The following is a 25,813-nucleotide window of genomic DNA, read 5'->3' as shown; positions in this document are numbered from 1 at the left end:
CATCTACACGATGGGCTTTTTTTTGCCTGCAGGATTTCAAATATGACCAATCTTGCGCCTTCGCTCTGCATCACCCTACTAGCCGCAACGCTAGCTGAGCAGGCCTCCGCCGACTTCATGCAATGGAGCAACAGCGAAATCCAATATCTGCACGGCAGCAACTACCACGAGCCTTTCAATCCTAACGACGTCAGCCAAGCCATCGTCACGATCACTCATGCCCACGGCTGGGCTTACGGCCGCAACTTTTTCTTCATGGACACGCTGTTCAGCGAATCCGGCCAACAGGCGCAAACCCATTTATACGGCGAAGCCTACAGCACCTTCAGTTTGAGTAAAATCGGCGGCCTGGATTTATCGTACGGGATTTTCAAAGACTTTGGCCTGACCGCCGGCATCAATCTTGGCGAGGACATGAACAGCCGGCAAAGCGGTTTTCGGGCTTGGCTGTACGGCATCAGCGTCGATTTCGACCTGCCCGGCTTCAATTACTTCAACATCGATTTTCTGCGCCAACGCGTCACCGAAACCGCCGACATTGGTACCTCCTGGCAAATCACCCCATACTGGCAATTACCGTTTCAAATCGCCGGCACGAAATGGAGTTTCGAAGGCTTCGCCGATTTCATCGGTCGCAACCAGACCGCCGCTCGCCAGGCGCTGGCCCAACCGCAATTGAGATTGGACCTGGGCGATTTCTGGGGTGACGCCGGCCATCTATTCATCGGCCTGGAATACCAATATTGGCATAACAAGTACGGCATCAAAGGCTTGCACGACAATGTGCCGCAGGCTTTGCTGGTCTGGAAATTCTGAACGGTTCGAGGGCGACCATACTATCTGGAAACAGATTGCCGCACTATCCGCTTTAGAGCGCGCAATCCCGCCCTGTCACGCAATCGCAATAGCACGCCCCGGACCGAGCATGTAAAATGCCGCCAACTTGTTACCGCTTGCAACCGCCATGCTGAAAAATCCTCAACCGAAACGCCACCGCGGCATCTATCTGCTGCCCAACCTATTTACCACAGGCGCCATGTTTGCCGGTTTTTACGCGATTACGTCGGCGATTAACGGCCGCTTCGAAACGGCGGCGATTTCGTTGTTCATCGCCATGGTACTTGACGGCCTGGACGGACGGGTCGCCCGCTTGACCAACACCCAGAGCGAGTTCGGGGTGCAATACGACAGTTTGTCGGACATGGTTTCCTTCGGCGCCGCACCGGCCATCGTCATGTATTTGTGGACTCTATCCAGCATGGGCCAGGCCGGTTTGTTCGCGGCTTTTGTGCATATGGCCGGCGGCGCATTGCGGCTGGCGCGCTTCAACACGCAAGTCGAAGTCGCCGACAAACGCTACTTCCAGGGCCTACCCAGCCCGGCAGCGGCAGCGATTCTGGCCGGCGGCCTGTGGTTTTGCGTCGAGAACGGCTACGACGTAGAAAACTTCAAATATCTGGTGTTGCTGGCCACCATCACCACCGGCCTGCTGATGGTCAGCAATTTCCGCTATTCCAGCTTCAAAGAAATCGATCTGAAAAACAAAGTGCCGTTCATCGTCGCCATTATCGCGATGCTGGTCATCAGCTTTGTCATGGCTCAGCCGCAACGCATGCTGTTCCTGCTGTCGGTCGGTTACGCCGCATCCGGCCCTATCATCACGCTGGTAATGCGCAAACGCCGGCTACAAAGCCGCAAGGGCTAGACGTGGCCGACGCCGACGGTAATTTGCTGAGTACAGCGCTTTACCGTCAGTGGCGCCAATATCGCAAACGCCTGAAAGCCTGCTGCCAAACGTGCAGCGAAGACCACGTCCACTCTTTGCGCACCGGCATCCGCCGTTTGTTGAGCATTCTCGGGCTATTACAACAAATCGGCCCTTGCCGGCCGCTGACGCCGTTACGCAAGACGCTAAAACACCAACTGGACAGCTTCGACGATCTGCGCGACGTGCAGGTCATGCTCTACGAAGTGGCCGGCAAGCTGCCGCAATTGCCGGAATTAAGCGACTTCCTCGATCACCTGCACCGACGCGAGCAACAACAACTGACACGTTTACCTGCGCTCCTTGCCGAGCTGCGCCAAGCCAAACTGCGCCGAAAAATCGATAAGGCGGCGCGCCAATTTCGGCATCCCAAAGCCCACCGAAACCAAATCTCTGCCGACGTACTCAACGCATTGGACCGAATTTATGCGGAAGCGATGGCGCGCTACGCTACGGTTTCTGTCGAAGACCTGCACAGCATCCACCGCCTGCGTATCTCCGTTAAAAAACTACGCTATGCCATCGCCGCGATGGCGGCAACCGTCCCGCGATTGCCGGCCGACCACGACCAACGCTTGCAACGCTATTTGACCGCCATGGGCGAGATCCAGAATACCGTCGTCATGCTCGCGGCGCTGCAGAGCTTCTACGGCGGAAATCCACCGGAATCGGCGTTGGCACACTATCGGCAGCGCCAAAACCAGTTGATCGGCGAATTTGTCGCTCGCCGCGAACAGTTATTCGGTTTCTGGCGCCCTGCCCCCGATCACGCCTTCCCCTGGCAGTAAACGCCGCCGGTATTGCCGGCCGCGGCTTTATAGTACAATTTCGGGCAGTTTTCGGCCGCGACGGCGGCGCACGATTTTTTCACAAAACGGGTTCAGACAAATGGCAACGATGGATGATAGAGACGGTTTGATATGGCTAGACGGGAAATGGGTTGACTGGCGTGACGCGAAAGTCCACGTCCTGACCCACACCCTGCATTACGGCTGTGGCGTCTTCGAAGGTCTGCGCGCTTACAAAACCGACAACGGCACCGCCATTTTCAAACTGGCCGAACATACCGACCGTCTGTTCCGTTCCGCGCATATCATGAACATGAAAATGCCGTATTCCAAGGACGAGATCAACCAGGCCCACCGCGACGCGGTCGCCAAGAACAACCTGGAGTCGGCCTATATCCGCAGCATGGTGTTCTTCGGTTCCGAAGGCATGGGCCTGCGCGCCGACAACTTGAAAGTCCACGTTATGATCGCGGCCTGGACCTGGGGCGCTTATCTGGGCGCGGAAAACATGGAAAAAGGCATCCGCATCCGCACCTCGTCCTACACCCGCAACCATGTCAACAGCACGATGTGCAAGGCCAAGGCCAACGGCAATTACATCAACTCGATCCTGGCCTTGCAGGAAGCGCTATCGACCGGTTACGACGAAGCGCTGCTGCTGGACCACGAAGGTTTCTGCGCCGAAGGCAGCGGCGAGAATCTGTTCATCGTCCGCAACGGCAAGATTTATACCCCGGAAACCACCTCGGCGCTGGAAGGCATCACCCGCGACACACTGATGACGATAGCTCGCGAACAAGGCTACGAAGTGATCGAAAAGCGCATCACCCGCGACGAAGTTTATGTCGCCGACGAAGCCTTCTTCACCGGTTCCGCCGCCGAAGTGACGCCGATTCGCCAATACGATAACCGCGACATCGGCTCCGGCAGCCGCGGCCCGATTACCGAGAAGTTGCAAGCCTTATATTTCGACTACGTCCAAGGCCGCCGCGCCGACCACAAGGAATGGTTGACGCTGGTATCCTAAACCGACGTGCCTGCCCCGCATAACATCCTGGTCGTCGGCCCATCCTGGGTCGGCGACATGGTGATGGCGCAAAGCCTGTTCATCAAGCTAAAACAACGCCTCCCCGATTCTCATATCGACGTCCTGGCGCCGGCCTGGTCTTTGCCGTTATTGGCAAGAATGCCGCAAGTGCGACAAGGCATAGCCATGCCGCTCGGCCACGGCCAATTCGGCCTCGGCGCCCGGTTTGGCTTGGGCCGTCAGCTTCGCGGCCGTTACGACCAAGCCATCGTCCTGCCCAACTCCTGGAAGTCGGGGCTGGTGCCGTTTTTTGCCGGCATCCCGCTACGCACCGGCTATCTTGGCGAATTGCGCTGGGGTCTGCTCAACGACGCCCGCCGACTGGATAAAAACCAGCTGGCCATGACGGTGCAACGCTTTGTCGCGCTGGGACTGCCCGCTGCAAACGAACAGCCGCCGGCCTATCCGATTCCGCAACTGGCGATCAGCGCCGAACAGCGCCGACAAGTCTGCGACAAATTCCGCATCGATGACGACAAAAAAATCCTGGCACTGTGCCCCGGCGCCGAATACGGTCCGGCCAAGCGCTGGCCGGCTGAGCATTTCGCCGCCGTCGCCAATGCCAAAATCGGCGAAGGCTGGCAGGTCTGGTTGTTCGGTTCCGATAAAGACCGGCCGGTCGCCGACACCATCGTGAATTTGACCGGCGGCGTCTGCCGCAATTTCGCCGGTGACACCTCGCTGGCCGAAGCGGTCGACTTGCTGTCGCTGGCCGACGCCGTAGTCAGCAACGACTCGGGCTTGATGCACGTGGCCGCCGCGCTGGACAAAAAAATCGTCGCCGTTTACGGCTCCTCCGATCCGGGCTTTACCCCGCCGCTGAATCCGGCCGCGCATATTCTGACCCTGAAATTGGAATGTTCGCCCTGCTTCAAGCGCGACTGCCCTTTCAGCCACACCCGCTGTCTGGTCGACCTGCGCCCCGAGCAAGTTCTGGCCGCACTGGAAGCCGACCGATGAAAATCGCGGTCGTCAAACTATCGGCATTGGGTGATATCGTGCATGCGATGGTAGCCTTGCAGTTCATCAAGGCCGCCTATCCGGATCTGACAATCGACTGGATCGTCGAAGAACGTTTCGCCGGGCTGCTGGCAGACAATCCGCATATCGATCAGGTGCTGCCGCTGAATTTGAAGGCCTTGAAAACCGATAAGCTGCGCATATTCGGCGAAATCGGCAAGGTCCGCGGTTATGCCAAGCACGGCTACGATCTGGTAATCGACGCCCAGGGCTTGATCAAATCGGCCTTGGTCAGCCGGCTGCTGGCCGCCAATTGCGCCGGCTTCGATCGCAATTCGATCCGCGAAAAATCGGCGGCCTGGTTTTACGCTCAGACCGTCGCCTGCCCTTACGATGCCAACACCATAGACCGCAATGTGACGGTGCTGACCCGGCCGCTCGGGCTGGAGGTCGGGACCGATCGCATCCTGGAAAAACAGCCTTTTCTGTTTTTTCGACCGCCGCGAATCAGGCTGGAAGACTATTTTTCCAAGCAACAAAGCAATATCCTGCTGGTGGTTGGCTCGACCTGGCCCAGCCGCAATTATCCGCTGGAAAAATATCTGCAGGTGATTTTCGGCGTGGAAGCCAATTTTCTGATCTGCTGGGGTAACGAAAAGGAACACTGGATGGCGCAATGGCTGGCGGAACGCAGTCTGGCGCGAGTGTTGCCGCAGATGAACCTGAACGACTTGAAAGCGGTCGTGGCCAAATCCGATCTGGTGATCGGCAACGACACCGGCCCGACCCACATGGCCTGGGGCATGAACCGGCCGTCTATCACCTTGTTCGGCCCGACACCTGTCAGCCGGGTATACCAGACCGAAATCAACCAAGTGCTGAAATCGCCGTCCGTGGTCGATCCGTTCAAGCTGAACAAAAACGATTTTTCGATCGGCGAAATTCCGGTAGCCGATATCGTGGCCTTGGCCAAACAATTGTTGCCAAAGCCTGCCGCCGAAACGGCAGAAAGTTAAAGCCGCTCCATCGCCGCAAAGCTGGCGAGCAATTCGATAAACGGCTCGTCGGTTGCCGGAAGCCTCGCTATGGCTAAATTGGAATGCACGGCTTGACTCAAATCGATGCGTTGTTCCTGAAACAGCAACTGTTTGTTGGAGTCGGCAATGACGCGGCACGCCGGCCGGCCTGGATCATCAGCCGGCATCTGATCCACCATCGCCAACACGCCATTGGACAATTCGACAACACATCCCGGCGGATAGACGGTGACGGCCTCGATCAAGCCAGCCACCGCGACGGCATCGAATTGTGTCGGACTCGCCTGATATAGATACCGGAGCGCTTCGACTTTGCTTTGCGCCGGCCGGTCGGCGCGATCGCTAAGCAGGGCTTCATAGACCGATGCCGCGCCCACCAGCCGGGCCGGCAAGCCGATTTGCCCGCCGGCCAAACCGCGCGGATAGCCTGCACCGTCCGGCCGTTCGTGGTGATCCCCGACAACCTCCAGCACCGTGCTCGGCACCTCCGGCGTCGTCGCCAGCAGCGCCAATCCCGTCGTTAGATGTTGCCGAATTTCTAGCTGCTCCGCGTCGGTCAGCACCGAGGCTTTGCCTAAGATGGCTTGCGGCAGCTTTAGCAAACCGAGATCATGCAATAGCGCGCCGATTGCGGTATGCCGCACCAGCTCCGGCGCCAATGCCTGCCGCTGTGCCAGAGCTGCGGCCAGAAAACAGACGTTGACCGCTTTGTGCGCCAACCTGTCACCACTCTGGTGCCAGCCTTCAACCCGGTTTAGCGAGATGCTGCCGCTATCCAGCACAGACACAATTTCGCAGGCAATGTCTTCGACGGCGGCGAAATCCAAGCCGGCGCCGGCGCGAATCCTGCCCAACACCGTTTCGAAACGGCTCCGGAACTGCAGCAACGGCCCCGGTTCCGGCGCGGCCGGCGCCGACCGGTCAGACGGGGTTGTGTAATCGTGTTCCGGCTCGGCTACGTCCAGCCCCTTCGCCAAATCGATGAACACTTCGCGGCAATACTGCCTTAAGGTATCGATGTCGGCGTCAGAGCGGATTAAAAACTTGGTGGTGAGAAACGGAATGTCTATCCATTTGCGGTCAGTACCGCATAGATACATGCCTTTACGCAGTTGGCTGGTGGCGATTTTTTTTACCATGGCAAAGAGTCGAAACGGTCTGTTGTGCAGCCGCGAGCGGGCTTCAGGAAACTTCCGGATACGCTTGGCTGAATTTACCGTCCCGGCAGTATTGGTTTAAGTCGATCCCGTAATCCTGCGGCCGCATGATTTGTTTGATCCCGTAACGCTTACCGTTTTTGTCGGTAGCGGTCACCGCCAGATCGAGGATGTGCTCGGCGATTGGCTGTTTGTTCTCGTCTTGAATCAGCAAAATTTTCGGCTTCAGCCGGTCGGCTCGGTTTTGTTCGACAATGACGCCAACTTCGCCGTTACTCAACTCGGCTAAATTGCCTTGCGGGTAAAATCCGATGCAGTTAATGAATTGAGTAACGAAATTGGCCTCGTAGTGCTGATTCATGCCTTTTACCAAGATGCCCAGCGCCTCCAAATGCGGTTTGCCTTTTTGGTAAACCCGGTCGCTGGTGATCGCGTCGTAAGTATCGACCACCGTCACCAAGCGCGTGAACAACGATAGCGCTTCTTTTCCCAATCCGCGCGGATAGCCGGTGCCCGCCAGATGCTCGTGGTGAGCATAGGCCACATCCACCGCGCCGGGATAGGCGTTGCGCGCCGACATCAGCACATTGCGTCCATGCAGCGTATGCTGGCGCATGATGGCCATTTCGTCGTCTTCCAACCTGCCGGGTTTGTTCAGAATTTCCAGCGGTACTCGCATTTTGCCGACATCGTGCATCAACCCACAAAATCCGAGTTTGTTCAATTCCTGGACCGAGAGCTTCAACTCGCGCCCCAGCAATATCGACAACACGCAGACATTCATAGAATGTTGAGCGGTATATTGATCCTGATCCTTGAGCTGGGTTAACAACAGCATGGCATCCGGATTCTCCAAAACTTGATCCACCGTTTCCGCCACGGCCTGCTTCACCGCGCTGACGCTGAACTGATTGCCGAAGCGGATGTCATCCAGCACCGTTTTAATCAGACTACCGGTTCGGTTGAACGTATTTGCGGTCTGGTTGAACGATCTGGCAAAACTCAAGTGCTTGAGCGAATCGCTGTTTCGGGTCGGAATTGCTCCGGCCGACGACTTTTGCCATTTGACGTCGATATAGACGTAATCGCAAATATCCTGAATCAACTTAATATCGGCTGGGCTTTCGATCACGATACGATCGAACATGAACGGCGATTCTTTCCGCGGCTCCTCCAATCGGCATACGCACATACCGACTCTCAATTCGTAGACATGAATTCTGAGCTCACCGTCGTCTTTACTACTCATACCTGCGACACATCCCAACACGTTTACACATTTCAGCAATGGATACAGCTTAATACAGTCAGCAGCCGAACCCTATAGTCATACGACGCCGATCCCGCAAAATTGCATCGTCAAGTATGCGGCAATTCACAGTTAGAATCGGAAGATTCGGCTAGTGCATGCAGTCAGGCCACACCAAGCGAACCCATGGACTTCCGGCGGTAATAATTCAATTGCCAGATTCGGATAAAGGTTTACACTGCATTTCCAACATGCCGGCAACCTCAGGCCGAAACCGATTTCGGCAGTCGTCGCCACATGCTTACGAACAATAAGAATAGCGCCAGATCGGCCATTTTCCCGGAGAGAATCGTTATGCTGTTGAATCACAACGATTTCCAAGTCGACGCCGACGAATTTTACAGCCCCGAGCCGGCACCGAAACGTTTGCGCCGCAGACACCTGTTTTTTCTGGTCCTGCTGCCGGCTTTAGCCGCGACCGAATGCTATGTGTTTCTGCAACCTGCCGTCTATCAAAGCCAAGCGCTGGTATTGACCACGGCGGCGAGCGATATAGACCAAACCCACGCCGTCGCGGATCTGGAACACGTCAATATCCAAAAACAGGTACTGCTGGGGCAAAACGTGCTGGATCAAACCGTGGCAGTACTGAATAGCACGGAGAATTCCCCGCATATCGGGGTCAACCAACTAAAAACCTTATTTCAGGTCAGCCCGATCGCGGATACCAATCTGGTACAACTCAGCGCCGAGGGCCACGAACCGCATTTTTTGCAAAAAGCCTTAAATACCTGGATTAGGGCCTACCAACAAATCCGCAGCGAATATATTGCCGAAATCAGCGATAAAGCCACGGTCGACATCAACGCCGAACTGATGCGCCTGGACCGGCAAGTACAAGACCAGCGCCGCAGCGTTGAAACCTTCCGCCGCGAACACGACATCGTTTCGCTGCAAAGCCCGGATAACGAAGCCCACGCCCGGTTGCAAGGACTAAACGGCGCGTTGAACAACGCCCAGGAAGAGGAAGTCAAGGCCAAGGCCAGACTCGAAGCGATCCGCGATGCTTTAGCGGCCGGCAAAGCCGTGGTGACCGATACCGATTCGCAAACCCTGGCAGTATTGACGGCGCAAGCAGAAACCTTACGCGCAGCGCTGGAGCGCCAACGCAGCCAATACACCGACGAATACATCGATTTTCACCCGACGCTACGTACGGTTAAAATCCAACTGGCCGAACTGGAACGAAAAATCGCCGAGAAGGAGCAATCGGCCAGCCGCTTCGCCGAACAGGAGGCGGAGAATAATTACAATGCGGCCCAAGCCGCTGTGAAAAATCTGCGCCAGGAACTGGAACGGCATAAACAACAGGCAGCCGCTTACACCGACCGTTTTGCCCAGCATCAGGCAATGTTGGAACAGCTGGCCAAAGTGGAAGAGCTGCAAAGGCAAACTCGGCAACGACTGGTCGAAATCGAAGTAAAACAGCGACAAAGTAATCCGCAGCTGGATGTGGTCGACTGGGCCTCGTTACCGGAAACGCCGATCAGGCCAGACTACACGGCGGAAGCCGCAATCGCCGCTGCCGCCAGTCTGATGCTGGCGTTATTGGTCGTCTGGCTGCGCGATTACCTGAACAGGGAACCGATGCTGGCGACGATCAACAGCGTCACCGAATACCAAATCTACCACCAAGCCGACCCTCAACTGACAGAACATCCGGCCCCGCCCCACGTGGAGTTCGACCAAGTCAAAAAACTAAGGCGCTGGGACGATCCGAAACCTCTACCCGACGATCCGTCCCATTCCTAGGCGCTACCGCAGCATCAATGCTAGAATCCGGCTTTTGTTAAACTCAAGCCAAAAGGAAATTCATGAGCCTCATTACCGTAGAGCACAACCCCAGCGAAGAGCGTTTGCAGGAACTGGGTGTAGCAAGCTGGCCGATCTGGGAAAAAGAAATCTCTACCTTCACCATCGATTTCGACGAGACCGAAACCGCCTACGTGCTGGAGGGTGAAATCATCGTCACGCCGACCGGCGGCGAGCCGGTCCGCATTCTGCCGGGCGATTTGGTCATGTTTCACGCCGGCCTCGACAGCCATTGGGAAGTCGTCAAACCGCTACGCAAACATTACCACTACGATTGATTGTTGCCGCAGGCTGGCACTGATCGAAAAGGCATCTGCGGATGCCTTTTTTGATTGCCGAACCCGCCTGGGTAATTTGTGGCCGAAAAGCCGACCCAGTCAGGATAAGGCTTGGGCCGGTTTCGGCGATTTTAAGCTCGGCTTTGGGCAAACCCCTTTTGCAAAACGCCCTGCCGATAATATTTACTGATGTCGATACCGTAATCCTGCGGCCGAACGATCCCTTTTATGGTCAGCACGTTACCGCGCTTGTCGAGTACCATTTCGGCCAAATTGACCACTCTTTCTTCGACCGGCTGCCCTTCCGAATCGAGCAAAATGATGACCTTAGGCCTCAGGCGCGCCAGCTCGTTGACTTCGACCACAATCGCAATTGCGCCATTGGTCATCTGCACCAGACTGCCCGGCGGATAAACCCCCAAGGCTTCGATAAATTTGACGACCAGCCGACCGTCCAACTGGCTGCCGCTCAAATTCGACATGATGCTGGTGGCCTCCAGATGAGTCCGGCCCTTTTGATAGACACGGTCGCTGGTCATTGCATCGTACATATCGACAATCGTCACCATCCGGGTAAATAACGAAATGCCTTTGTCTTTGATCCGCCGCGGATAACCTTTACCGTCCAGGGTTTCGTGATGGGTTAAAGCCGTTTCGATCGCGCCCAAATACATATCCGAGCTCGATTTCAACAACTCGTGACCCAGCGAGGTATGCGAACGCATAATTTCCATTTCATCCTCATCCAACTTGCCGGGCTTGTTTAAAATCTCAAGCGGAATCAACATCTTGCCCATATCGTGCATCATGCCGCACAAGCCTACCAAATTCAGGTTGGACACCGAAAAGTTCAGGTGCCGGCCCAACACAATGGACAAAGCGCAGACGTTCAAACTATGTTGAGCGGTATATTCGTCCCGGTTTTTCAGCTGGCTTAGCCAAAGAAAAGCATCCGGCGAATGCAAAATACTGTTCACGCATTCGGCCACGGCAGCCTTGGCGGCCTTAGTATCGACGCCCTCGCCGCGAGCGATACGCTCCATAAAATCGGAAACCAGCTCCCCCATCTCCTGGTAAACCGATTCGGCCCGTTCGATTTCCTTTTCGAACACGCTCAATTTCGGCGGTGGCGGCGGGAAATCGGCGATGCTGTCTAAGGATAGATTTTCTTGCCCACCTTTGTACTCGACTACTTTTTTACGGCTCTTGGTGACGTCGATATACACGTACTCGCAAACCTCGCGCACCTTGCGAATATCGTCCTCGGTTTGCAATTCGAAACCCTGAAACAAAAACGGACTGTCCAGCCAGGGCCGGTCCAATTCGATCACATACATGCCCAGCTTGAGCTGAGCCACCGGCGTATAAACCCGCTGGTTAACGTCGTAAACGTTGACAGTGCTCTGTACCGTTTTTTTCTTGTTGCGACGGAACGGCCACCAGTTTGTTATAGGCATGTGATTCGATTTACCGAAGAAGATGGAATGCGCTTTCCTGACCAAGGCGAAATCGCCGTCATCTGGCGCCAGCCGAATTGGGCCGGATAATACCGGTATGTCCAACGTTACCCAAGTTTTCCGCCGTGCGCTAGCTCTCGTTTCCGAGATAGAAACCTATCGTACCGGCATAACCGGCCACGACATAAAAGTAACATAATTTATCAGCGGACAGACGGCCCGACTAGCCGAATGGAGGGCTGCGGTTGCTTGGCCCGCAATCCACCTGGCATTCCCCTGGCCTTGAACCGGTAGGATTTGAGTTTGGTTGCTTCAGACCTGACACACCAAAGCCGAAACCATACCGTTACCTGTTGCCCACGATGGCACAGAGCCGAGCGAATGGCGTAGCCAAGCTTCGACGGCTAAAACGGAACGCCAGTGGAAATAGGGCCGGCTGAATCGTTACTGGGTTAAGCAAAGCCGAAACGCGGCGGCAACTTGTTTCAGATTTTCATCTTGGCGAGCTGAGCCTCGAATTCTTCGAGCGTCATCGCCCCGCTTTTACCGTAGCGCTGGTGTCCTGCATCAAAGAAATAAGTCCTCGGCAACTCTCCATACCAAGCCGGATCGATCTCATAGCGTAATTTTTCCGAATTGTCCCCGCTAAAAGCCCAATTTTCCATACTGCCAAGCTTATGAGTGTCGACGATCCGCTGAATCTCGGGCAAGGCATCCCCCTCGTCGGCCGCCAGCATCACGATCTTCAACGCCGGGTGTTTGTCGTGCAATTGATTGATGGCCGCCATGTCCCTCAGGCACGACGGGCAATCCACCGACCAGATCGCCAGCATCAACGGCTTGCCGGCATTCGCCGCCAGAATTTGCTGGTAACTGCCGGGGATGAAGGGTTTTATCGGTGTTTGATCGGCCGGCGCATACGCAATGTGGCCCAGCACTAACGCAAATGTAAAAACGATTTGCCTAATTGTCATTAATTGTTTCCCCTGGAAAATGAATCGATTGAATCAGGCGTCCCCCGACTCGAACTGATTCGCTTGCTCTAACGCTCATCCCGACCCATTTTACCTCTATATCCAGGCCGACCGACATCCAGTTTACTTCGAAGACCTGCCGCGTAAAAGTTACCCAAACACTATCCTGTCATTTGTAAAGATTTCCTTACACAGAATTACATTATTTAACATAGATTAATTATAAGTCGAGCTCGCGGAACTCACCTCCGGCAATTCTCCAGGAATAAGCATTAATGCCTCACTGGGCTTAGCGCTGAAGGCACTCGAAAGTGTCGTCAATCGCGACTCCATAAACCGTAACAAGCAAAGAAATCACACTAAACCATGCATATCACGCAGTTGAATAAGTTATTTAACATAGTTTTTTAACTTATCACGAAATTTATTCAATAAAATCAATACATTATTATTTGGCTCAAGTCCTGCTTACGCGTCAGCACCGCTCATCAATTGGCGACACGCATCGCATCGGACAGGTCTGGCACCTCTTGGCAGATAAAGACTGGCTGGAGCCCGCAGCCTCAAGCTGAAGTTCAATGCTCTTATGAGTTCGACAACGTTTGTCGGCGGAATCGCTGGTAAATGAAACATACATAACAACAACAGAGATTACGCGTGAAGAATCGAAAATACTCATTTAGTTACGTTCCATACTCTTACTTGCCAAGAAGTCCTTTATCTACCGCGATTTTGTTAGCGCTCTTCGCCGGCAATGCCGCCGCGGATAACACCCAGAACAAGAGCAATCCAAATCAAAGCGTAAAAGAAGCGGACGACCCAACTCAGGCTAAACAAGCCAAGAAAACCCAAGCCTCGTCGGACAAAGTGGCTGACAACATTGATGTCATGGAAGAGATGGTGGTCACTGAAGCCGTAGCCAAGGATTCTCACTTCACCTCTCCGTCGACGCGATTGAAACGGGCCGACATCGAACGGCAGAACGCCCAAACCACCGAAGAGGCAGTCAAATATCAGCCGAGCCTGCAAATCCGGCAACGCTACATCGGCGATCCGAATGGCGTGCTCGGCATCCGCGGCGCCGACATGTTCTCGACCGCGAGAAACATGGTTTACGCAGATGGATTACCCTTACACAACCAATTGCAGGCCTCGTTTAACGGCGCCCCACGTTGGTCCATGGTCGGCCCTAACGAAATCGATGCAGTAGACGTGGTTTACGGCCCGTTCTCGGCCGAATACAGCGGCAACTCGATCGGAGGGGTGGTAAATATCAAAACCCATATGCCGATGAAAGAGGAATACTATGCCGAGACCAGCTATTTCGTGCAGCCCTGGGAGAATATAGGCGCCGACAATGGTACCTTCGACGGCAACCGGCAGTATTTCTCTTACGGCAATCGTTTGGACAAGTGGTCTGCGTTGTTGTCTTATAACCGCCTGGAAGCCGAGAGCCAACCGATGAGCTACTTCCTTGATAATACAGGCCTACGCAATCCAAACGGCTCGCAAACTGCGGTCAACGGCGCAGTGCCCACTTTGGACACCCGGGGCACCCCCAGTTACATCTACGGCGACACAGGCCCTGAATTGGTTAACACCGACTTAATGAAACTCAAAGTCGGTTACGACATCACCCCTGACTTACAGGCCATCTTTACCGGCGCATTCGAGGAACGCACCCGCAAAACCGAGAGCCCGCGTAATTACCTGACTACTGCGAACGGCAATGCCTTCTATGGCAATAACGACAACACGTTAAATAGCACTCGTGAGGCAGTCTTTGACGGAAGAGCGTTCAATGTTCAAAACAGCGGCTTCGGTCCCTCAGACGACGAAAGGCAAACCATGCAAATCGGCATGCAGGTGAAAGGGGCTATTTCTGACAGATGGGACATCGACACCACGTTTAGCTATCTGGATGTCATAAAAGACGTTCGCCGATCCGCAAACTTCGCTCCCGACGACCCTCTAAATGTTAGCAGTGCGCTGGGTAGAAACGGGCAATTGCAAGTTTTTGATGACTTCAATTGGAAAAATTATGACTTGAAGCTCAGCACCCGGGAATTTTTAGGCTGGAAACCCTTGGAGTTTTTAGGTGGTTACCACTTCGATAACTACAACATGAATTTCAAGCAATTTGGTTATGTCAAATATTCGGCAAATCAGCTTGGCTCAGAACAGTTAGATAGACGTAATCAAGGCGAGGTGACAACCAACGCCATGTTCGGTCAGTTCGCCTATCACTTTGCTCCCGATTGGGATTTGACCTTGGGCGCACGTTACGAATGGTGGTTGGCAAACAGTGGTGTAGGCGCTGGAGCGCCCTTGCCTGACCGCAGTGCCGATGCCATTTCACCCAAGGCCTCTCTGGGCTTCGAACCCGCAAACTGGAAGTTTCGGTACTCGTTTGGCCGGGCCTACCGGTTCCCGGTCATCGCCGAGATGTATCAAAATATTACGAACGCGACCAGCAGAACGATTGCCAACGCTAGCTTGCAGCCCGAGGACGGTTGGCATCATAACTTCACGATCGAATACGGGCTGAATAACGGCTACGTAAGGGTCAATGTGTTCCGGGATGATATACGCAACACGATCCAGCAAGTCCGCCGCGCGTCCGGTGCCTTTACTGATAACGCGTTTCAAAACATACCCGCCACCAGCACCACTGGCGTAGAGTTGGTATATGACCAAGCTAGGGTGATGGATTCCGACTTCGATTTGAATTTTAACGCCACTTGGATGAATGCGATTGTAGAAGACGGCGGTCCCAATTTGGGCTTTCTGGAGGCCTTCAGCTCTACACCTACCAGTTTCAACCTTACCGGCAAACAGCGCATCCGCCTGCCCGAATGGCGTTTCAACGCCTTGGCGACTTACCATGTTAGCGAAGTCTGGGATGTATCGATGGCCGGCAGATATACCAGCGACTCGTTCAACGACATCGACAATAAAGACTATGTCAACCACGTCTTCGGCGCCCAAGACGGCTTTTTCTTCCTGGATTTCAAAACCAGCTACCGGTTCAAATACGACCTATTGGGTAAACCGGCAAAAAGCCGGGTGTCTTTCGGTATCAACAACTTGACCGACAAAACCGCCTACGTCGTCCATCCCTATCCGCAACGGACGTTCTTCATCGAAGGTGCAATAAGTTTCTGATCAGCGCGTATTGGTATTAGCGAATCCTCGCCGGAAAACCGAAGTTTGGCTCTGCCGCCTATATTTACGGTTTTCCGGTAGTGGCAAGGATTGGGCAACGTTAAGTGACAATGAAACCCTGCTTGCAAGCCGATAGTTTTGAGTTTCAAAAAACTTTCGGATACAGAGCTAGACAAGCCAGGAGAGAAAATATGAGTGAACAATTTGTAAAAGTTCCGTATAAATTGGAAGAAGACGGAAGCAAGACGTTCTTTCTGCCAGATTGCAGAATGACGAAAGGTTATGAAATCGGAGCAAGATACAAAGACAAGGAGCGCGAAATACAGAGTTATTGGGTTGCGCTTGAGAAACTAATGGCAATGCCAGAGCCTAGATTTCGGCGCCGCAACAAGAATGGCAATTTCGGGACAGTTACCTGCAATCCTGGAGATGTGGAAGAGGTAAGTCGGTTCTACATCGAGTCTGAGCGTATCAAATATGGTGGATGAAATCAGGTTATGACTTAAGACCGCACATATAGGGATACCGTATACAACTTACCTCATTATTCGCGCTTGGCCCGGTTCACAAACTCCCCCCCTAAGTCTGCCACCTAGCATTAGCATTTTTGATTTGCCCGGCGGCTCTAACCGGAATTTACCTCCGCCCCCTCAATCCTCCGACCCAAAACACTGCTGGTAGTCCTTACAGACTTCGCAGGACGGCGCCCGGCAGACGTACAAACCCTCGGCTTCGCAGAGCTGTTTGTACAAAAATTTCTTCCATTTCATATCCTTGCTGTTGCGCGCGACCAGGTCGGGGAAGTTGCAGGCCAGCATCGCCGACAGATCGGCGCGCGACCACAAACCCAAGTCCTGCCATAAATGATCGCTGCCCAGGCAGGCGGCGACGATCAGCGCGATCAGCCATTCGGTATCGGTGCCCGGTTGCGCGGCGAATTGGCGCAATAGCGTTTCCAGATCCTGCTTTTCCAGCATCCGGCTGTAATCCAGCGTAAGGCCCGACACAGCGGACTCGGCCAATGCGTACCCGGGAAAATGGCTGGCCAGCAACGCGACGAATTGCTCCGCCGCCAAACCCAGCCGATCCGGCAACGCGCCCTCTCCCACCGCCCAACTGGCGATGATTTGCGCCAGCCAGACGCTGTTGGGCGACCGGCCGGCGCACGCCGCGAGTTCCTGATAAATTTGCTGCCGTGACTTTGGCGTAACCGCTAGACTGGGAATGGTTTGGGTCGGTTCTAGAGCAGGCATGCAATTCATTTCGGTCCTCCGGCGTTTAGGGATGGAACGGACTAATACTCAACGCGGATGTCTTCGTCCCTGACGATCATCTGGCAGGCCAGACGCCATTCGCAGGGCAGATCGTCGACGATCATTTTTTCCAGCTCTTCGCCGGTGACCTTGCCGAGCTGTTTCAGCACCGCTTTTTCTTTTTCGGTCAGCGGGCCGCCCATGCGTTGGTTTTTCTTGTCGATACTGGTGACTTTGACCAGACAGGTACCGCATTCCCCGTCTTCGCATTCGAAGTGGATGGGGATCTTGTTTTCCAGCGCCAGCTTCAACACGGTTTGGGTGTGGCTGCCGGCGACGGCGTAAACGGTTTTATCCCGGTATTCCGGGCTTGAAAATGTGACTAATGCCATGTGTTGTCTCCTTGAACGGCTTACACCGGTTTGACGGAAATTTCGCCGCCCAGCACCTGCGCCTGACAGGCCAGACGGTTGTGCTTGCCGGCCATGTTTTCCCGCAGAATTTTGTCTTCCAATACCGAGGGTTCGGTCAGATGATTCCAGCCCGACGTCACTTTCATGATGCAGGTGCCGCAATCGCCCTCTCGGCAGCCGTAGGTAATGCCGGAACCGACCTTCTCGGACACTTCGATGATGCGAGTGCCGGCGGGTACGGTGACGGTGACATTGATGTCTTCGAATGTAATGGTCGCTTTGGCCATTGAAAAAACTCCTTACGCTGTTTAAGTGTCATCTCGGCAACCTCCAATCTGAGGACTGCCGTTTTGGAATCCGCAAAGATTCCCGATTCCCGCCGACTCGAAAGCCGGCGGGGTTCGCCTATCCGTCCTGGGATCGGCTTAGCCGGCCTTACTGCACCGGCTCAACGCGTGACGTATGTCTAAAACTATTGAAGTCGCATCCAGCTCAGGCCAGATCCGCAAAATTAATCACTTTGGATAAGCGGGCGCCGGTCAATTCCTGCGCCAGTTCCAAGCCAAAGGCCGTGCATTCCAGGATTTCGTCGTCGGTCGGGATCAATTTCACCCGCAAGCCCGGAATCGGCACCCGCAATTTCAGGCCGCGCAAGCGGTCCTCGACCAGACGCACGCCCTCGCCGGTCCAGCCGTAGGAACCGAACACGCCGCCCAGTTTGTTCTTCAGATTCACCACCGCCAGCGACGACAACAGGTCCCAGATCGGCTTGACCGCGTCGCCGTTGATGGTCGGCGTGCCCAGCACCAGGCCGTCCGCTTCCTCGATCAGATCGACGAACGGCCCGACCTCCCCACCTTCCAGGTCGTACAGCGACACCCGCACATCCTCGACCTGCATCGCTCCCTGGTAAATCGCCTCGGCCATGCGCCGGGTATTGCCGTAGGAGCTGATGTAAAAAATCAGCAGGGTTTTCTGGTTGGGGCTGAGTTCGTTGTGCAAGGCCGGGCTGGACAGTTGCCGGTAGCGCTGGATGTAGTGCTGCGGCCGGTCGCGCAGAATCGGGCCGTGGGTCGGCGCGATCAGCGTCAGCGGCAACGGTTCGATCAATTCCAGCGCCCGCACCACATACTCCTTGAACGGCCGCATGATGTGGGCGTAGTAGTATTCGAACGAGAAACGGAAATCGCCGACGCTGTCGTTGAACAGACGCTTGTCGCAGAAATGGCAACCGAACACGTCGCCGGAAAACAGCATTTTTTCTTCCGGGGAATAGGTGCACTGGGTATCGGGCCAATGCAGATACGGCGTGTGCAAAAACTCCAGCCGACGGTCGCCCAACGATACCGAATCGCCGGTTACCACCGGCGTAAAGCTCAACGCGTCCTGCTTCAGCAGGCCTTTCAGCATGGTTTGGGCTTTTTGGGAAATGAACAATTGCGCCTGCGGCGCCCGCCGCATCAGTTCCGGCAGCGCCCCGGTGTGATCCGGTTCCAGATGGTTGAGGACGATGACTTTGATTTCGCTGTAGTCGGCGACGCTTTCCAGCCGGGCAAAAAAATCGCCGGCGAAGCCTTCCTTGACCGTGTCGATTACCGCGACGCCTTCGCTGCCGCGGATGACGTAGGCGTTGTAGCTGGTGCCGTTGGCGGTTTTTAAAATGATGTCGAAGATGCGCAGATTGGGATCGAAGGCACCGACCCAATACACCCGCTCGGACAGCGGCACGGCAATCGGTGTGCCGTCGTCGCCTTCCAGCTTGACGCCCTTCATGGCCCGTACGCCTCGGCGCGGGCCTGGCGCGGGCAGGTCTCCAGATCTCTGCCGCTGGGCGCCGATTTCAATCCCAGCCAGGCATCGACTTCGGCTTCGTCGAAGCCGGACACCTGCCGCAGACCGGATTCCATCAACGGCCGCCGGATCAACAAGGGTTGTTCCACCATCAAGGCGATCGCCTGCTGTTCGTCGAGTGTTGCCGGGTCGATCAGACCCTGCTTGATCGCCGGCGCGCTGCGGTTAAACCATTCCGCGACCGGCTTGTCGCCGAAAAACGAACGCAGCTTGACCTGCTGCTTGGCCCAGGGCTGCTGCAACAAGTCGTAGACCACCAGCAAATGGCCGGCTGCGCTCAATAGCTGCTTTTGCCGGGTGTTGTTCAAACAGCCCGGCTTCTCGTAAAAGTGGACGGTAGCCATAGCCGTCAGTGGGCTTGGAGTTCCGCCATCACCTCGGCCATTCTCTCCGGTGGAATGCCGGTCAACGAACCGGGCGGATTGATCGCCAAACCGTTTGCATCCAGGATCGCACCCTCGATCGGGCAGATGCTGGCGCATTGGGTATCCTGGTAATCGCCTTCGCATTCGGTGCATTTGTTCGGATTGATCCGAAAATGTCCGGCTTTGCTGGACATGAAAATCGCCTTGCTCGGGCACAAAGGCTCGCAGGCGTAACAGTTGACACAGGATTCAATGATTTGTAGAGCCATGACGTTCGTCCTATGCAGGCCGGGTTACGGCCGTAACCCGGCATTGGATTCGATGGCCGGGTCGCGCGTTAACACTAACCCGGCCGAGGTTTATTAAGCGGTTGCCCGCTCTTCGGTAGCGCTCTCGTCCAGCTTGCCGGCGGCGGCCAACTCTTTGTAAACCGCCATCACCGCATCCTCGATCGGTTCCATCGCATGCTCGCCGTTGGGTTGGATACCGGCTTGTTCCAGCATGTCCCAGGGCTCGTAGCCGATTTTGGAGCACAGCACAACTTCGCAGCCTTCCAGCGCCCGGATCGTGCGTTGCAACACGCTCTCGCCGTCGCCGCAAGTGTCGTCACCGCTGCAGTACAAATCGGTTTTGCGGTGACTCATGAAGCGCACACCGTCCGGTGAGGCTTCGTAGATCAGGAACTCTTTGGCGTGGCCGAAGTGCTGGTTGATCACGCCCTGGCCACTGGTGGCGATGGCCATCAACACCGGACGAGTATTGAGTTTGGGCTCGTCGGCATGGCCGGCGGCTTTTTCAGCTTTGGCGGCGCGCTTGCTATGCATTTCCTCGGCAATCGCTTCGTGGATGACTTTGCGTTTTTCCATCGCCGATTGGTAATCGATCTCCATCGCCTCGATCTTGTCCATCGTGAACTCGTCGCCGCGGTCTTCACCCAGCAGACCGACCGCGTCGGCCCGGCATTGGCGGCAGTGGCGCATCATGTTCATGTCGCCGGAACAGGCGTCCTGCAGATCCATCAACTCGTCCTGAGTCGGGCCGCGTTGGCCCATCACGCCGTAGAAAGTGCCGTGTTCGGCTTCGGCGATCAGCGGCATCACGTTGTGCAGGAAAGCGCCCTTGGCTTTGACGATTTTGCTGACTTCAGCCAAATGCTTGTCGTTGACGCCGGGAATCATCACCGAGTTGACTTTGACCAGAATGCCCCGGGCCGTCAGCATTTCCAGGCCTTTTTGCTGCTGCTCGATCAGAATTTTCGCGCCTTTGACGCCCTTGATCCGCTTGTTCTCCCAGAAAATCCACGGATAGATTTGGGCACCGATTTCGGGATCGACGCAGTTGATCGTGATCGTCACATGGTCGATGTTGTGTTTGGACAATTCCTCGACCGATTCCGGCAAGGCCAGACCGTTGGTTGAAACGCATAGTTTGATGTCCGGCGCTTCGGCACTCAGCCGACGGAAGGTTTCGAAGGTGCGTTCCGGATTGGCCAGCGGGTCGCCGGGGCCGGCGATGCCGAGTACGGTCATTTGCGGAATGTTGGCAGCCACCGCCATGGTTTTTTTCACGGCCTGATCGGGAGTCAGCAACTCCGATACCACGCCCGGACGCGATTCGTTGGAGCAATCGTATTTGCGGTTGCAATAATGGCATTGGATGTTACAGGCCGGTGCCACCGCGACGTGCATCCGCGCGAAATAGTGGTGGGCGTCTTCCGAATAGCACGGATGGTTTTCCACTTTGGCCCGGATCTCATCGGACAAGTGGCCTAATTGGTCGTCCGATGAGCCGCAGGAGTGGGAGGAGCAGCCGCCGCCGCTGGCCGCTGGAGTTTCGTTCAAAACTGGCAATTCCATGATCTTCACCTCGCTTAAATGGGTTGCAAGAGAGATAGCACAGGCCATGCCAGTTATTTTTATATCGTAACCGTATGATTTATTTGTTTTTTTAAATCAAGAACCCTGCGACTTGTCGCAAATATCACATGCCGATGTTTGTAAGAGCACAAACCATCGCGTCGAATTGTCGAAATTTCGGAAACCATTGGGATTTGCGGTCGGATATAGCCTGGCCCAACGCGGCAAGTTCGCGACGAAAACCCTACTTATTTTGAGTGTGGCGCCACAATATGCGTGATAGACTTCACATAAATCAACATTCGCCTCCCCGGTGAATAGGGCTGCGCTGCTGGCCAACGGATAACGCGTCTACGACCTTAATATGGAGCTGGGCCAACGCTTATGAACAGGTTTCGTTCTCCCGCCGCGATGGGCGTTTTAGGATTTTCGGTCCGGTTGGGCGTAGCGTTTCTGTCCTTGCCGGGGCCGGCCCTTGCCGCGGTCTGTACCTGGGAGGGCGGCGACTCGGTCTGGTCCACCCCCGGTAACTGGAGCTGCGCGGCCGTGCCTGGCAATGCCGACGACGCGGTGCTGAATACCGACGACAACCTGGATCTGGATGTTGCCGCGACCGTCCAAAAATTCACCCTGGCTTCCGCCAGCGCCGTACTGCAAGGTAGCGGGCCGTTGACTTCGAACAGCGCATTCGATTTGCAATCCGGCACGGTCAGCGCCATTCTCGCCGGCAACCAGGGCGCCAACAAAACCACGGCCGGCAGCGTCACCTTGAGCGGCGCCAACACTTACACCGGCACGACCCAGGTCAACGCCGGGACCTTGATTTTCAACGGCAGCGGCAACCACACGCTTACCGGCAGTTATACCGGCGCCGGCACCTTGGAATTTGCCGGCGGCACCAACCAGTTCGCGACCGGCGCGACCATCGCCACCGCCAATTTTACGCTGAGCGGCGGTAGCAACCACATCACCAGCGGCGCCGGCGTCACATCCGCCAACATTACCTTGAGCGGCGGCAACAACACTATCGACAAAGCCTTATCCGTTACTTCGTTCACCGCCAGCGGCGGTACCAACACCCTGAACGCAGCGCTAACCGCGACCAATGCGACTTTTAGCGGCGACGAAACCGTCGACACCACCGATATCAACGCCGGCTACACCGTCAGCGGCACCACGACAATCAATGGCGGCAAAGTCAATTTCGCCTCATCGACGCCGGCGGTATTGGGTCAGACCCTGGTGATTAACGACGGCCACGTCACTTTCGCCGCGGCCGTCACCGAAGTCGACCAGTACATTCAGACCGGCGGCACCTTATCCGGACCGGGCGAATTGAGAGTGTCTTCGGCGACTTTGTCCGGCGGTTCCATGCTCGGGCCCGGCAAATTTATCATCGACGGCAACGGCGGCACTTCGACCAACCTGCAGTTGACCGGCAATTTCCAATTGGATAACCAATCCACCTTGATCAATAGCGGCAATGTCGTGGTCGCCGCGACCGCCGCGCTGCAAGGCAACGGCAGCTACCGGCAGACCGCCGGCACCACCCAAGTCGACGGCAACTGGACCCAGGCCTTGACCGAGATCCAGGCCGGAGTTTTGCGCGGCAACGGTAGCGTCGGCGGCCAGTTGGTCAACCAGGGTACGCTAGGCGCCAATGGCAACAACCTGGTGTTGAACGGCCCGGTCACCGGCAGCGGCGCCCACGTCCGCCCCCTCTCCCGCAGGCGGCGCACCGACAAGCGCTGACCGCTCCGGCCAGGCGCCCGGCGCCACGCCCGGTTCCGGCGCGCTGTCGATCAATCTGCAAAGCGACCGGGACAGCCCGCCCGATTTGTTGTCGTCGTTCAAGAACCTGGGTTTTTTCCTGAACGGCCAGTTCGAATGGGTGGATCGCAGCTCGATACTGGTGCAGCGCGGCTACCGCTCGGCGCTTTACGGCGTCACGGCCGGCGCCGACTACCGCTTCAGCCAGCGGTTTTTATTGGGTACCTCAATCGGTTACGGCAACACTTACGCCGAGGTCGCCAACAACGGCGGCGACCAATCCATCGGCGGCTATACCGCATCGCTGTTCAGCTCGCTGAATCTGACCGACAACTGGTATATCGATGCCGTCGGCAACCTGACTTACAACCAATACCATACCAACCGCACCACGGCCTATACCGACGCCAACGGCATTGCGGTCAACGAAACCGCAAAAAGCAAAACCGACGGCTGGCAACAACAGTTCAGCCTGTCCAGCGGCTACGATTTGCCGGTCGGCGAGTGGACCTTCGGTTTGCGGGCTCGCGGCGAATACGCGCGTATATCCATCGCCGGACGGAAGGAACACGGCGCCAATTTGGGCATGAATCTGATTATCGACGACCAAAAATACGATTCGCTGACCAGCGCGGTCGGCGCCGTCGTCATGCGCAGTTTCAGCCTGCCGTTCGGGGTGCTGGTGTCGCAAATCAACGTCGAATACGAGCGGCAATGGATAGATAAGTTGCCCAGCATGAAGACCGGTTTTGCCGACCAGCCCAACGTCAAATTCACCACCGCGTCCTACGTGGTCGATCAGGATTATTTGAACGTCAGGGCCGCGGTTTCCGCGCAGTTGCCCTACGGCGGCTCGGCCTTCGTGCAGTACGATACGACCTTGGGCCTGGAGAATACCTCGCGCCACGCCATCAATGCCGGGGTAAGGTTCGAGTTCTGATGTCGGGGCCGGAAATAAGCAGAGTGGAGAGGAGATTTGTTTAGAAAACCTCCTCCGCCCCCTGGTAGCTGAAGAGAGGAAGCGATTGCAACAGGGCTGTCGCAATCGGGGAGATTATTGCTTAACGCCGTTCGTCGGCCTCCTCGCCGATTTCCCATTCCTCGGTGGCAGTCTCGATGATCTTGCCGCTGGCGGCATCGACTTCTATCTTGGTTTCGACGCCTTTGTCGTTGACGATATCGAACTCATAAGACGCGGCGCCGTTTTCCTCGATCTCATATTCGACTTCTTCTATCGTGCCGGGATTGGCTTTCAATGCGGTCGCCGCGGCGTCTTCTTCAGTAACCTTGACGCTCTTTTTGAAGGCCTGACTATTCGGATCGGCGACTTCCGATTCCCGCTCGGTCAATTTGCCGCTATCGGCGTCGCACATGAATTCCCATTCCTGACGGTTGCCGTCGCGTAATTCCAGCTCGTATACACCCTTGCCGGCCACGTTCAACTTCTCCAACTTGACCAAGTCACCGGATTTTTCTTTTTTCACCGCCTGGATACAGCTTTCCAAACCCTGATCGGCCGCCACCGCACCCAGCGACAACAAACCCAAACCGACCATTACCGCGGTTTTTACCGATATCTTCTTCATAACTCACCTCACATAAAAAAAGGAAAAATTCCCGAACGACGGGAATCATACCCTTCAACCCGAGATCAAGCCATGGCTTTGGGCAAATTTTTTCATCGCGTCCCGACCGTCCAAGCCAAGTTTCAGCTTCAACGAGGTCTGACAGTTGGAAACGGTCTTGGAACTGATGCCCAACTGCTCGGCGATGTCTTGCAAGGCAAATCCCTCGGCCAACATGCAAAACACGTCGAACTCGCGCGAACTCAATGTGTTGAACGGCTCCAACAAGCGCTTGACGTGGCGGATCGCCAAGACTTGGGCGATATCCGGGTCCAGATAATAGGCCCCGCCCAGAACTCGATGGGCTATTTCGGCCAGACGTTGCGTATCGGTACCGAAATCGGCGACTCCGACCACGCCAGCCTGCAGGTAGGCCAAGGCCCGGCTGCCACAAGCGCCGGCTACCAGCAGCGCCCGGCATTCCGGAGCGATTGCCTTAATCTCGGCGACGCGCGCGACCGCCCCGCGTTCAGCCCGGTCGGCGAACCAAATCACGTCCGGCTGCGGCCGATCGCAGTCCGGGCTGGCGAATTCGGTAACATCGGCCAGCACTCCCTCTGCCGCTAAGGCGGCGACATCGAACGTATTTGCGCTGGATTCTGAATCGACGACCAATAAGCGGATAGCCACATCCGGACCTTGCAGATTGCGATGATAAGTGAAAAGGAACAGGAAAGAGACGGCAGACCGAATCCCTGAAACAATCGCAGCCGCCAACCTCGACGCCGACGGACTACGCTTTGTAAGCCTAAACCCGGTGTCAATTCGCCGAATGCCGATAAAATTTCCGAAAAATTCCGCAGAAGATTCGGGACTTATCGCTCTACTCGCACTAAAACCGCGGCCTTACAATATTTAGTATCGCTTTATATCGGGAAATTTTCCCGGCCA

At 55.6% G+C, this 25,813-nt stretch carries 25 protein-coding genes; 12 read left to right on the top strand and 13 right to left on the bottom strand.

What is annotated here, in order from left to right; genetic code table 11:
- The first annotated feature begins 42 nt into the window (after positions 1–42).
- The 6 genes from ACH518_RS09925 (at position 43) to waaC (ending at position 5,616) form a co-directional block, all read left to right on the top strand.
- Complete coding sequence (locus ACH518_RS09925; protein ID WP_445372778.1) at positions 43–816, top strand: outer membrane protein OmpK; 774 nt, start codon at positions 43–45, stop codon at positions 814–816.
- Between the two features lie 148 nt (positions 817–964).
- Positions 965–1,705 carry a CDP-diacylglycerol--serine O-phosphatidyltransferase gene (pssA, locus tag ACH518_RS09920; RefSeq protein ID WP_140913124.1) on the top strand — a complete coding sequence of 247 codons (741 nt, stop codon included), beginning with the start codon at positions 965–967 and terminating at the stop codon, positions 1,703–1,705.
- Between the two features lie 2 nt (positions 1,706–1,707).
- Complete coding sequence (locus tag ACH518_RS09915) at positions 1,708–2,553, top strand: CHAD domain-containing protein (protein ID WP_445372777.1); 846 nt, start codon at positions 1,708–1,710, stop codon at positions 2,551–2,553.
- A 100-nt stretch (positions 2,554–2,653) separates the two neighbouring features.
- Positions 2,654–3,580, top strand: coding sequence for a branched-chain amino acid transaminase (locus tag ACH518_RS09910; RefSeq protein WP_278212764.1), 927 nt, complete (start codon positions 2,654–2,656; stop codon positions 3,578–3,580).
- A gap of 6 nt (positions 3,581–3,586) precedes the next feature.
- Positions 3,587–4,600, top strand: a complete 1,014-nt coding sequence (gene waaF / locus ACH518_RS09905) for a lipopolysaccharide heptosyltransferase II (RefSeq protein ID WP_445372776.1) — start codon at positions 3,587–3,589, stop codon at positions 4,598–4,600.
- On the top strand, positions 4,597–5,616 hold the full coding sequence (gene waaC, locus ACH518_RS09900) for a lipopolysaccharide heptosyltransferase I (RefSeq protein ID WP_445372775.1): 1,020 nt from the start codon (positions 4,597–4,599) through the stop codon (positions 5,614–5,616). The genes waaF and waaC overlap by 4 nt, the downstream gene beginning before the upstream one ends.
- On the opposite strand, the gene ACH518_RS09895 is transcribed toward waaC, so the two are convergent.
- A complete protein-coding gene (locus tag ACH518_RS09895) occupies positions 5,613–6,776 on the bottom strand; it encodes an HD-GYP domain-containing protein (RefSeq protein WP_445372774.1) in 1,164 nt (387 codons plus the stop codon). The genes waaC and ACH518_RS09895 overlap by 4 nt on opposite strands.
- 43 nt (positions 6,777–6,819) lie before the next feature.
- Positions 6,820–8,043 (bottom strand): HD-GYP domain-containing protein, encoded by a 1,224-nt coding sequence (locus ACH518_RS09890; protein WP_445372773.1) that lies wholly within the window; start codon positions 8,041–8,043, stop codon positions 6,820–6,822.
- 354 nt (positions 8,044–8,397) lie between these two features.
- Here ACH518_RS09890 and ACH518_RS09885 point away from each other — a divergent pair, with 354 nt between their 5' ends.
- Both ACH518_RS09885 and ACH518_RS09880 read left to right on the top strand, forming a co-directional pair.
- Positions 8,398–9,855: a GumC family protein gene (locus tag ACH518_RS09885; RefSeq protein ID WP_445372772.1), complete on the top strand. Its 1,458-nt coding sequence runs from the start codon at positions 8,398–8,400 to the stop codon at positions 9,853–9,855.
- Between the two features lie 62 nt (positions 9,856–9,917).
- Positions 9,918–10,193 carry a cupin domain-containing protein gene (locus ACH518_RS09880; protein ID WP_140913116.1) on the top strand — a complete coding sequence of 92 codons (276 nt, stop codon included), beginning with the start codon at positions 9,918–9,920 and terminating at the stop codon, positions 10,191–10,193.
- 131 nt (positions 10,194–10,324) lie between these two features.
- Here the strand turns inward: ACH518_RS09880 and ACH518_RS09875 are convergent, their stop codons facing one another.
- Positions 10,325–11,650 (bottom strand): HD-GYP domain-containing protein, encoded by a 1,326-nt coding sequence (locus ACH518_RS09875; RefSeq protein WP_140913115.1) that lies wholly within the window; start codon positions 11,648–11,650, stop codon positions 10,325–10,327.
- 485 nt (positions 11,651–12,135) lie between these two features.
- Positions 12,136–12,624 carry a TlpA family protein disulfide reductase gene (locus ACH518_RS09870; protein ID WP_445372771.1) on the bottom strand — a complete coding sequence of 163 codons (489 nt, stop codon included), beginning with the start codon at positions 12,622–12,624 and terminating at the stop codon, positions 12,136–12,138.
- A 657-nt stretch (positions 12,625–13,281) separates the two neighbouring features.
- Here ACH518_RS09870 and ACH518_RS09865 point away from each other — a divergent pair.
- The gene (locus tag ACH518_RS09865) at positions 13,282–15,789 is read left to right on the top strand and encodes a TonB-dependent receptor (RefSeq protein WP_445372770.1); all 2,508 of its coding nucleotides are present in this window, start codon (positions 13,282–13,284) and stop codon (positions 15,787–15,789) included.
- Between the two features lie 191 nt (positions 15,790–15,980).
- Positions 15,981–16,277, top strand: a complete 297-nt coding sequence (locus tag ACH518_RS09860; protein ID WP_445372769.1) for a hypothetical protein — start codon at positions 15,981–15,983, stop codon at positions 16,275–16,277.
- Between the two features lie 162 nt (positions 16,278–16,439).
- Here the strand turns inward: ACH518_RS09860 and ACH518_RS09855 are convergent, their stop codons facing one another.
- The 7 genes from ACH518_RS09855 to nifB form a co-directional block, all read right to left on the bottom strand.
- Positions 16,440–17,042 carry a nitrogen fixation protein NifQ gene (locus ACH518_RS09855; protein ID WP_445372768.1) on the bottom strand — a complete coding sequence of 201 codons (603 nt, stop codon included), beginning with the start codon at positions 17,040–17,042 and terminating at the stop codon, positions 16,440–16,442.
- A 41-nt stretch (positions 17,043–17,083) separates the two neighbouring features.
- Entirely contained in the window at positions 17,084–17,434 is a 351-nt protein-coding gene (locus ACH518_RS09850; protein ID WP_140913110.1) for a 2Fe-2S iron-sulfur cluster-binding protein, read from the bottom strand.
- 20 nt (positions 17,435–17,454) lie between these two features.
- Complete coding sequence (locus ACH518_RS09845; RefSeq protein WP_054763155.1) at positions 17,455–17,742, bottom strand: 2Fe-2S iron-sulfur cluster-binding protein; 288 nt, start codon at positions 17,740–17,742, stop codon at positions 17,455–17,457.
- Positions 17,743–17,947: 205 nt separating this feature from the next.
- Positions 17,948–19,228, bottom strand: coding sequence for an FprA family A-type flavoprotein (locus tag ACH518_RS09840; RefSeq protein WP_445372767.1), 1,281 nt, complete (start codon positions 19,226–19,228; stop codon positions 17,948–17,950).
- Positions 19,225–19,650 carry an ArsC/Spx/MgsR family protein gene (locus ACH518_RS09835; protein WP_445372766.1) on the bottom strand — a complete coding sequence of 142 codons (426 nt, stop codon included), beginning with the start codon at positions 19,648–19,650 and terminating at the stop codon, positions 19,225–19,227. The genes ACH518_RS09840 and ACH518_RS09835 overlap by 4 nt, the downstream gene beginning before the upstream one ends.
- Before the next feature lie 5 nt (positions 19,651–19,655).
- On the bottom strand, positions 19,656–19,940 hold the full coding sequence (locus tag ACH518_RS09830; protein WP_140913107.1) for a 4Fe-4S dicluster domain-containing protein: 285 nt from the start codon (positions 19,938–19,940) through the stop codon (positions 19,656–19,658).
- Positions 19,941–20,033: 93 nt separating this feature from the next.
- Positions 20,034–21,527: a nitrogenase cofactor biosynthesis protein NifB gene (gene nifB, locus ACH518_RS09825; protein ID WP_140913106.1), complete on the bottom strand. Its 1,494-nt coding sequence runs from the start codon at positions 21,525–21,527 to the stop codon at positions 20,034–20,036.
- Positions 21,528–21,911: 384 nt separating this feature from the next.
- Here nifB and ACH518_RS09820 point away from each other — a divergent pair, with 384 nt between their 5' ends.
- Both ACH518_RS09820 and ACH518_RS09815 read left to right on the top strand, forming a co-directional pair.
- A complete protein-coding gene (locus ACH518_RS09820; RefSeq protein WP_445372765.1) occupies positions 21,912–23,279 on the top strand; it encodes a beta strand repeat-containing protein in 1,368 nt (455 codons plus the stop codon).
- Between the two features lie 88 nt (positions 23,280–23,367).
- On the top strand, positions 23,368–24,237 hold the full coding sequence (locus ACH518_RS09815; protein WP_445372764.1) for an autotransporter outer membrane beta-barrel domain-containing protein: 870 nt from the start codon (positions 23,368–23,370) through the stop codon (positions 24,235–24,237).
- Between the two features lie 121 nt (positions 24,238–24,358).
- Here the strand turns inward: ACH518_RS09815 and ACH518_RS09810 are convergent, their stop codons facing one another.
- Positions 24,359–24,883, bottom strand: a complete 525-nt coding sequence (locus tag ACH518_RS09810) for a PepSY domain-containing protein (protein WP_278212781.1) — start codon at positions 24,881–24,883, stop codon at positions 24,359–24,361.
- Positions 24,884–24,937: 54 nt separating this feature from the next.
- Positions 24,938–25,552: a LuxR C-terminal-related transcriptional regulator gene (locus ACH518_RS09805; protein ID WP_445372763.1), complete on the bottom strand. Its 615-nt coding sequence runs from the start codon at positions 25,550–25,552 to the stop codon at positions 24,938–24,940.
- Positions 25,553–25,813 lie beyond the last annotated feature (261 nt).

The sequence above is a fragment of the Methylomonas sp. HW2-6 genome, assembly GCF_052474525.1.
Note: the sequence above shows the minus strand (reverse complement) of the source record. Positions and strands in the feature narration are given on the sequence as shown.

Excerpts from the sequence above, each read along its gene's own strand:
- ACH518_RS09925 (WP_445372778.1), top strand. The coding sequence starts at position 43 with ATGACCAATCTTGCGCCTTCGCTCTGCATCACCCTACTAGCCGCAACG.
- pssA (WP_140913124.1), top strand. The coding sequence starts at position 965 with ATGCTGAAAAATCCTCAACCGAAACGCCACCGCGGCATCTATCTGCTG.
- ACH518_RS09910 (WP_278212764.1), top strand. The coding sequence starts at position 2,654 with ATGGCAACGATGGATGATAGAGACGGTTTGATATGGCTAGACGGGAAA.
- waaC (WP_445372775.1), top strand. The coding sequence starts at position 4,597 with ATGAAAATCGCGGTCGTCAAACTATCGGCATTGGGTGATATCGTGCAT.
- ACH518_RS09895 (WP_445372774.1), bottom strand. The coding sequence starts at position 6,776 with ATGGTAAAAAAAATCGCCACCAGCCAACTGCGTAAAGGCATGTATCTA.
- ACH518_RS09890 (WP_445372773.1), bottom strand. The coding sequence starts at position 8,043 with ATGAGTAGTAAAGACGACGGTGAGCTCAGAATTCATGTCTACGAATTG.
- ACH518_RS09885 (WP_445372772.1), top strand. The coding sequence starts at position 8,398 with ATGCTGTTGAATCACAACGATTTCCAAGTCGACGCCGACGAATTTTAC.
- ACH518_RS09880 (WP_140913116.1), top strand. The coding sequence starts at position 9,918 with ATGAGCCTCATTACCGTAGAGCACAACCCCAGCGAAGAGCGTTTGCAG.
- ACH518_RS09875 (WP_140913115.1), bottom strand. The coding sequence starts at position 11,650 with ATGCCTATAACAAACTGGTGGCCGTTCCGTCGCAACAAGAAAAAAACG.
- ACH518_RS09870 (WP_445372771.1), bottom strand. The coding sequence starts at position 12,624 with ATGACAATTAGGCAAATCGTTTTTACATTTGCGTTAGTGCTGGGCCAC.
- ACH518_RS09860 (WP_445372769.1), top strand. The coding sequence starts at position 15,981 with ATGAGTGAACAATTTGTAAAAGTTCCGTATAAATTGGAAGAAGACGGA.
- ACH518_RS09855 (WP_445372768.1), bottom strand. The coding sequence starts at position 17,042 with ATGCCTGCTCTAGAACCGACCCAAACCATTCCCAGTCTAGCGGTTACG.
- ACH518_RS09850 (WP_140913110.1), bottom strand. The coding sequence starts at position 17,434 with ATGGCATTAGTCACATTTTCAAGCCCGGAATACCGGGATAAAACCGTT.
- ACH518_RS09845 (WP_054763155.1), bottom strand. The coding sequence starts at position 17,742 with ATGGCCAAAGCGACCATTACATTCGAAGACATCAATGTCACCGTCACC.
- ACH518_RS09840 (WP_445372767.1), bottom strand. The coding sequence starts at position 19,228 with ATGAAGGGCGTCAAGCTGGAAGGCGACGACGGCACACCGATTGCCGTG.
- ACH518_RS09835 (WP_445372766.1), bottom strand. The coding sequence starts at position 19,650 with ATGGCTACCGTCCACTTTTACGAGAAGCCGGGCTGTTTGAACAACACC.
- ACH518_RS09830 (WP_140913107.1), bottom strand. The coding sequence starts at position 19,940 with ATGGCTCTACAAATCATTGAATCCTGTGTCAACTGTTACGCCTGCGAG.
- nifB (WP_140913106.1), bottom strand. The coding sequence starts at position 21,527 with ATGGAATTGCCAGTTTTGAACGAAACTCCAGCGGCCAGCGGCGGCGGC.
- ACH518_RS09820 (WP_445372765.1), top strand. The coding sequence starts at position 21,912 with ATGAACAGGTTTCGTTCTCCCGCCGCGATGGGCGTTTTAGGATTTTCG.
- ACH518_RS09810 (WP_278212781.1), bottom strand. The coding sequence starts at position 24,883 with ATGAAGAAGATATCGGTAAAAACCGCGGTAATGGTCGGTTTGGGTTTG.